Raw genomic sequence first — 7,093 nt, 5'->3', positions numbered from 1 at the left:
GAACCCCGTACCGTAAGGTGCGGGGTTTTTTGCTTTTGTTTTTCTCCCTCTCCCTGAAACTTTCTCACCTTTGCCTTGCAGACTCGACATTCCGATCATTTCTGGGTATCGTTAGCTGTCTGGATGTCTAAACGTTTATACGTATACTGTGAGGAAGTAAGGTTATGCCGATTCGGGTGCAGGACGAGCTACCAGCCGTCAGTTTCTTACGTGAAGAAAACGTCTTCGTTATGACGGCTTCACGTGCGACAGTTCAGGAAATTCGCCCGCTGAAGGTGCTTATTCTCAATCTGATGCCGAAGAAGATTGAAACTGAAAACCAGTTCCTGCGTTTGCTGTCGAACTCCCCGCTGCAGGTTGATATTCAACTGCTTCGGATCGACGCTCGTGAGTCACGCAATACGCCTTCTGAGCACCTGAACAACTTCTACTGCAACTTTGATGACATTCAGGGTGAAAACTTCGACGGACTGATTGTGACCGGCGCGCCGCTGGGCCTGGTGGAATTTAACGATGTCGCTTACTGGCCGCAGATCAAACAGGTGCTGGAATGGGCAAAAGATCACGTCACGTCCACGCTGTTTGTCTGTTGGGCGGTACAAGCCGCACTGAATATTCTGTATGGCATCCCCAAGCAAACCCGCACTGAAAAGCTCTCCGGCGTATACGAACACCATATTCTCCATCCCCATGCGTTGCTGACGCGTGGTTTCGATGATTCTTTCCTGGCTCCGCATTCTCGCTACGCTGACTTCCCGGCCCAGCTGATTCGTGATTACACCGATCTGGAGATCCTGGCCGAAACGGAAGATGGGGACGCTTACCTGTTTGCCAGTAAAGATAAGCGCATTGCATTCGTAACCGGGCATCCTGAGTACGATCCGCACACCCTGGCGTCAGAGTATTTCCGTGATGTTGAAGCGGGTCTTAACCCGGATGTCCCTTACAACTATTTCCCGAAAGACGATCCGCAAAACAAACCGAGAGCGACCTGGCGCAGCCACGGGAATTTGCTTTTTACTAACTGGCTCAACTATTACGTCTACCAGATAACACCATACGATCTGCGTCACATGAACCCGACGCTGGAGTAATCGTCTGCACTAAACGATCCTAAAGCGTTTCAGCTATTCAAATCAGGCACCTTCGGGAGCCTTTTTTATTTCCGAAATGCCACTCACCGTTCGATCCAACTTTAATCTCAATGAAATCAATCAATTAATCATAATTAATAATTAAAATGGAAATTGTTTTTGATTTTGGAAAAAATAGAGATAGTCTTAATTCTGCTGAGCGAAAACTACCCAACGATCTTTCGTTCGCATCGGGGGCGTGATTTTGGATCTTTGATGAGGAGCAGAGTAATGACTCAACAGGCAACGACGGTCGATGAACTGGCCTTTACCCAGCCGTATGGCGAGCAAGAACAGCAAGTATTAACGGCAGAAGCGGTAGAATTTCTGACTGAACTGGTGACCCGCTTTACGCCGCAGCGCAATAAGCTGCTGGCGGCACGTATTCATCAGCAGCAGGAAATTGATAACGGCAAGTTGCCTGGTTTTATTTCGGAAACTGCTTCCATTCGTCGTGGCGAGTGGAAAATCCGCGGCATCCCTGAAGATTTACAGGATCGTCGCGTTGAGATCACCGGTCCGGTAGAACGCAAAATGGTGATCAACGCCATGAACGCCAACGTTAAAGTCTTTATGGCTGATTTTGAAGACTCGCTGGCACCGGACTGGCGTAAGGTCATCGAGGGGCAGATCAACCTGCACGACGCCGTAAACGGCACCATCAGCTATACCAATGAAGCCGGCAAAATATACCAGCTCAAACCGAACCCGGCGGTGCTGATCTGTCGCGTGCGCGGCCTGCACCTGCCCGAAAAACATGTCACCTGGCGTGGAGAAGCCATTCCAGGAAGCCTGTTTGATTTTGCCCTCTATTTCTTCCACAACTACAAAGCCCTGCTGGCGAAAGGCAGCGGCCCGTATTTCTACCTGCCAAAAACGCAGGCCTGGCAGGAAGCAGCCTGGTGGAGCGAGGTCTTCAGCTATGCGGAAGATCGTTTCAACCTGCCGCGCGGCACCATCAAAGCCACCCTGCTGATTGAAACGCTGCCCGCCGTATTCCAGATGCATGAAATCCTGCATGCGCTGCGCGACCACATTGTCGGTCTGAACTGTGGACGCTGGGACTATATTTTCAGCTATATCAAAACCCTGAAAAATTATCCCGATCGCGTGCTCCCCGATCGTCAGGTTGTCACCATGGACAAACCGTTCCTGAGCGCCTACTCGCGTCTGCTGATCAAAACCTGCCACAAGCGCGGCGCTTTTGCGATGGGCGGTATGGCGGCCTTTATCCCGAGCAAAGATGCTGAGCGTAACAACCAGGTGCTCAACAAGGTGAAAGCCGATAAAGAGCTTGAAGCCCGTAACGGTCACGACGGGACGTGGATCGCCCATCCGGGTTTGGCCGATACGGCGATGGAGGTCTTTAACCGCGTGCTCGGCGACAACAAAAACCAGCTGTTTGTCACCCGTGAAGACGATGCACCAATAGCAGAAGAACAGCTGCTGGCGCCGTGCGCGGGTGAACGTACGGAAGAGGGGATGCGGGCCAACATTCGCGTCGCGGTGCAGTACATCGAAGCGTGGATCTCCGGCAACGGCTGCGTGCCGATCTACGGCCTGATGGAAGATGCTGCGACGGCGGAGATCTCACGTACCTCTATCTGGCAGTGGATCCACCATCAAAAAACGCTTAGCAACGGCAAACCGGTGACCAAGACCCTGTTCCGCCAGATGCTGGCCGAAGAGATGCGGGTGATCCAGGACGAGCTGGGCGAACATCGCTTCAGCAGCGGGCGTTTTGACGACGCTGCGCGCCTGATGGAGCAAATCACCACATCAGATGACTTAATCGACTTCCTGACCCTGCCGGGCTACCGCTTCCTGGCGTAACTCACTACATAACAATATGGAGCATCTGCACATGAAAACCCGTACCCAACAAATCGAAGAATTAAAGAAAGAGTGGACTCAACCGCGCTGGGAAGGCATCCGCCGCCCGTACAGCGCGGAAGACGTGGTGAAATTACGCGGCTCGGTCAATCCGGAATGTACGCTGGCGCAAAATGGCGCGGCGAAAATGTGGAAGCTGCTGCACGGTGGCTCTAAAAAGGGCTACATCAACAGCCTCGGTGCGCTGACCGGCGGTCAGGCGCTGCAGCAGGCGAAGGCCGGTATTGAGGCGATTTACCTCTCCGGCTGGCAGGTCGCGGCGGACGCCAACCTGGCCTCCAGCATGTACCCGGATCAGTCGCTCTATCCGGCTAACTCCGTGCCGTCGGTCGTGGATCGGATCAACAACACCTTCCGCCGTGCGGATCAGATCCAGTGGGCGGCGGGTATTGAGCCAAACGATCCGCGCTTTATTGACTACTTCCTGCCGATCGTCGCGGATGCGGAAGCGGGCTTCGGCGGCGTGCTGAACGCCTTTGAGCTGATGAAATCGATGATTGAAGCCGGTGCAGCGGCCGTTCACTTCGAAGATCAGCTGGCGTCAGTGAAGAAGTGCGGACATATGGGCGGTAAGGTGCTCGTTCCGACTCAGGAAGCCGTGCAGAAGCTGGTTGCCGCGCGTCTGGCTGCTGACGTGCTCGGCGTGCCAACGCTGGTCATTGCCCGTACCGATGCCGACGCGGCTGACCTGATCACCTCTGACTGCGATCCGTACGACAGCGAGTTCATCACCGGCGAGCGCACCAGCGAAGGTTTCTATCGCACCCATGCGGGTATCGAGCAGGCGATCAGCCGTGGTTTGGCGTACGCGCCGTACGCGGACCTGGTCTGGTGTGAAACCTCTACGCCGGATCTGGCGCTGGCAAAACGCTTTGCTGACGCCATCCATGCGAAATACCCGGGCAAGCTGCTGGCCTACAACTGCTCGCCGTCCTTCAACTGGCAGAAAAAGCTGGATGACAAAACCATCGCCAGCTTCCAGCAGCAGCTGTCCGACATGGGCTACAAATACCAGTTCATTACGCTGGCAGGCATCCACAGCATGTGGTTCAACATGTTCGACCTGGCGCACGCCTATGCGCAGGGTGAGGGCATGAAGCACTACGTTGAGAAGGTGCAGCAGCCGGAATTTGCGGCGGGGAAAGATGGTTACACCTTCGTCTCACACCAGCAGGAGGTGGGCACCGGCTACTTTGATAATGTGACCACGATTATTCAGGGCGGCACCTCCTCCGTCACCGCCTTAACGGGTTCAACGGAAGAAGCACAGTTCTAATCTTTTCCCCCTCTCCCCCCTGGGGAGAGGGTTGGTGGTGAGGGGGAATATATGTCGCGTGGCCTGGAATTACTGATTGCCCAAACTATTTTGCAGGGCTTCGATGCCCAGTATGGTCGTTTTCTGGAAGTAACCTCCGGCGCCCAGCAGCGCTTTGAGCATGCAGACTGGCATGCGGTTCAGCAGGCCATGAAGCAGCGTATCCATCTCTACGATCACCATGTGGGTCTGGTGGTGGAGCAGCTGCGCTGTATTACCGACGGTAAAAGTCCGGACGCGGAATTTTTACTGCGCGTGAAGGAGCACTACACCCATCTGTTACCCGACTACCCGCGCTTCGAGATTGCGGAGAGCTTTTTCAACTCCGTCTATTGCCGGTTATTTGACCACCGCTCATTATCTCCTGAGCGGTTATTTATCTTCAGCTCCCAGCCTGAACGGCGCTTTCGTACCATTCCGCGTCCGCTGGCGAAAGATTTCTTTCCCGAGCACGGATGGGAAAAGCTCCTGCACCGCGTGCTGACGGATTTGCCGCTGCGTCTGCCCTGGGAGAATAAAGCCCGGGATATCGGGTATATCCACGCCCATCTCAAAGAAGCATTCGGCGCGGAGGTGCTCAGCCACAGCCATTTGCAGGTGGCCAACGAGCTTTTCTACCGCAATAAAGCCGCCTGGCTGGTGGGCAAACTGGTTACGCCGACGGCCATCGTGCCCTTTCTGCTACCGATCCATCGTACCGACGACGGGGAACTGTTTGTTGATACCTGCCTGACTACCAGCGCCGAGGCCAGCATCGTGTTTGGCTTCGCCCGTTCCTATTTTATGGTGTACGCTCCGCTGCCCGCCGCGCTGGTGGAGTGGCTGCGCGAGATCCTGCCGGGTAAAACCACAGCCGAGCTGTATATGGCCATTGGTTGCCAGAAGCACGCCAAAACGGAAAGCTACCGGGAGTACCTGCGCTATGTCACCACGGCCGATGAACAGTTCATCGAAGCGCCAGGCATTCGCGGCATGGTGATGCTGGTGTTTACGCTGCCGGGCTTTGACCGGGTCTTTAAGGTGATTAAGGACAGATTCGCGCCGCAGAAAGAGATGACCGCCGCGCACGTCCGCGCCTGCTACCAGCTGGTTAAAGAGCACGACCGTGTTGGGCGCATGGCGGATACCCAGGAGTTCGAAAACTTTGTGCTGGATAAGCAGCAGATCGATCCGGCGCTCATGGCGCTTTTACTGCAGGAAGCACCCGCCAAAATCACCGATCTTGGCGACAAAATCGCGATCAGCCATCTCTACATTGAACGACGCATGGTGCCGCTGAATATCTGGCTGGAGCAGTCCGACGGTCAGGCTTTAAGAGATGCGATTGAAGAGTACGGCAACGCGATTCGCCAGCTTGCCGCCGCCAATATCTTCCCGGGCGATATGCTGTTCAAAAACTTCGGCGTCACCCGTCACGGACGGGTAGTGTTCTACGATTACGACGAAATTTGCTACATGACCGAGGTGAACTTCCGCGATATCCCACCGCCCCGCTACCCGGAAGATGAGCTTTCCAGCGAGCCGTGGTACAGCGTTTCGCCGGGCGATGTGTTTCCCGAAGAGTTTCGCCACTGGCTCTGCGCCGATCCGCGCATCGGGCCGCTATTCGAAGAGATGCATGCCGATCTGTTTCGCGCCAGCTACTGGCGGGGACTGCAAACGCGGATCAAAAACGGGCACGTGGAAGATGTGTACGCTTACCGCCGTAAGCAGCGGTTTTGCATCCGGTTTTCAGAGGGCATCATGTAGGCCGGGTAAGGCGAAGTCGCCACCCGGCAATGCATGCTTAACGAATCCCACCGTACGCCAGCGTGACCTCTTTCGCCGCCTTAATCACCAGCGCACCCAACTCAGTGACCCGATCGTCGGTCATACGTGAAATCGGCCCGGAAATAGAGATGGCGGCAAACGGCTCGCGGTGCTCGTCAAAAATGCAGGCTGCGATACAGCGCAGGCCGAGGGCGTGCTCCTCGTCGTCAAACGAATAGCCGCGCTTGCGGGTCAGGGCCAGGTCTTCTTTCAGATGCACCGGCGAAACCAGCGTGGCGTGGGTATAAGCATGCAGTCCTTTACGGTGCAGCAGCCCCGTCACCTGCTCCTCGGTCAGCTGCGAGAGGAACGCTTTACCCGCCCCTGAGGCATGCATCGGCAGCTTGCCGCCAATCGGCGCGGACATGCGCATCAGCTGCGTGCATTGCACCTGGTCGATGATAATCGCCTGATGGTCGCTCTGGTCGAGCACGGCCAGATTCACGGTCTCGCCCGACTCTTCCATCAATTTGCGCAGAATCGGGTGCACAATCGCCAGCAGGTTACGGCTCTGCAGGAAGCTGCTGCCCACGATAAACGCATGCGCGCCCACCGCCCAGTGCCCCAGCTCGCCTACCTGGCGGACAAAGCCCAGCTGCTGCATGGTGGTCAGCAGGCGGTGCGTCGTGGAGTTCGGCAGGCCAGCCTGCTGGGCCAGCTCCGTCAGGGCCACGCTGCTGTGCGACTCGGCTATCCACTCCAGCAGCTTCAGACCGCGCGTGAGCGATTGAACCTGTCCACCCTGTTGTGCGGCAGCGGTGGTGGCAGCAGGTTTTCTGCCGCGTTTAGCGGGAACGGTCGCGACCATGACGATCTCCTTTTTCTGTATCGTGGAAATCATTTTCGTTTTATTTGGTGAATTTGCAACCGTTATCCTGACTGATCGGAGGAGTGATAGTGAACATGTCTCATGTTACCGCTGAGCGACTTTTCCACCCTGCGA

At 55.7% G+C, this 7,093-nt stretch carries 5 protein-coding genes; 4 read left to right on the top strand and 1 reads right to left on the bottom strand.

From position 1 onward, the window contains the following. The first annotated feature begins 164 nt into the window (after nucleotides 1-164). The 4 genes from metA (at nucleotide 165) to aceK (ending at nucleotide 6,090) form a co-directional block, all read left to right on the top strand. Nucleotides 165-1,094 carry a homoserine O-acetyltransferase MetA gene (gene metA / locus ACVCAM_RS15495; RefSeq protein WP_407222957.1) on the top strand — a complete coding sequence of 310 codons (930 nt, stop codon included), beginning with the start codon at nucleotides 165-167 and terminating at the stop codon, nucleotides 1,092-1,094. A gap of 270 nt (nucleotides 1,095-1,364) precedes the next feature. Continuing rightward, nucleotides 1,365-2,966: a malate synthase A gene (gene aceB, locus ACVCAM_RS15490; protein WP_447093623.1), complete on the top strand. Its 1,602-nt coding sequence runs from the start codon at nucleotides 1,365-1,367 to the stop codon at nucleotides 2,964-2,966. Between the two features lie 31 nt (nucleotides 2,967-2,997). Then, a complete protein-coding gene (gene aceA / locus ACVCAM_RS15485) occupies nucleotides 2,998-4,302 on the top strand; it encodes an isocitrate lyase (RefSeq protein WP_008503407.1) in 1,305 nt (434 codons plus the stop codon). A 51-nt stretch (nucleotides 4,303-4,353) separates the two neighbouring features. Beyond that, nucleotides 4,354-6,090: a bifunctional isocitrate dehydrogenase kinase/phosphatase gene (gene aceK / locus ACVCAM_RS15480; RefSeq protein WP_021242715.1), complete on the top strand. Its 1,737-nt coding sequence runs from the start codon at nucleotides 4,354-4,356 to the stop codon at nucleotides 6,088-6,090. Nucleotides 6,091-6,127: 37 nt separating this feature from the next. Here the strand turns inward: aceK and iclR are convergent, their stop codons facing one another. Beyond that, nucleotides 6,128-6,958, bottom strand: a complete 831-nt coding sequence (gene iclR / locus ACVCAM_RS15475; RefSeq protein WP_023293555.1) for a glyoxylate bypass operon transcriptional repressor IclR — start codon at nucleotides 6,956-6,958, stop codon at nucleotides 6,128-6,130. Nucleotides 6,959-7,093 lie beyond the last annotated feature (135 nt).

The organism is Enterobacter sp. CFEC122 (assembly GCF_052983755.1).
The sequence above is the reverse complement of the archived record's forward strand: the minus strand, read 5'-3'. Positions and strand labels throughout refer to the sequence as shown.

Excerpts from the sequence above, each read along its gene's own strand:
- iclR (WP_023293555.1), bottom strand. The coding sequence starts at position 6,958 with ATGGTCGCGACCGTTCCCGCTAAACGCGGCAGAAAACCTGCTGCCACC.
- aceK (WP_021242715.1), top strand. The coding sequence starts at position 4,354 with ATGTCGCGTGGCCTGGAATTACTGATTGCCCAAACTATTTTGCAGGGC.
- metA (WP_407222957.1), top strand. The coding sequence starts at position 165 with ATGCCGATTCGGGTGCAGGACGAGCTACCAGCCGTCAGTTTCTTACGT.
- aceA (WP_008503407.1), top strand. The coding sequence starts at position 2,998 with ATGAAAACCCGTACCCAACAAATCGAAGAATTAAAGAAAGAGTGGACT.
- aceB (WP_447093623.1), top strand. The coding sequence starts at position 1,365 with ATGACTCAACAGGCAACGACGGTCGATGAACTGGCCTTTACCCAGCCG.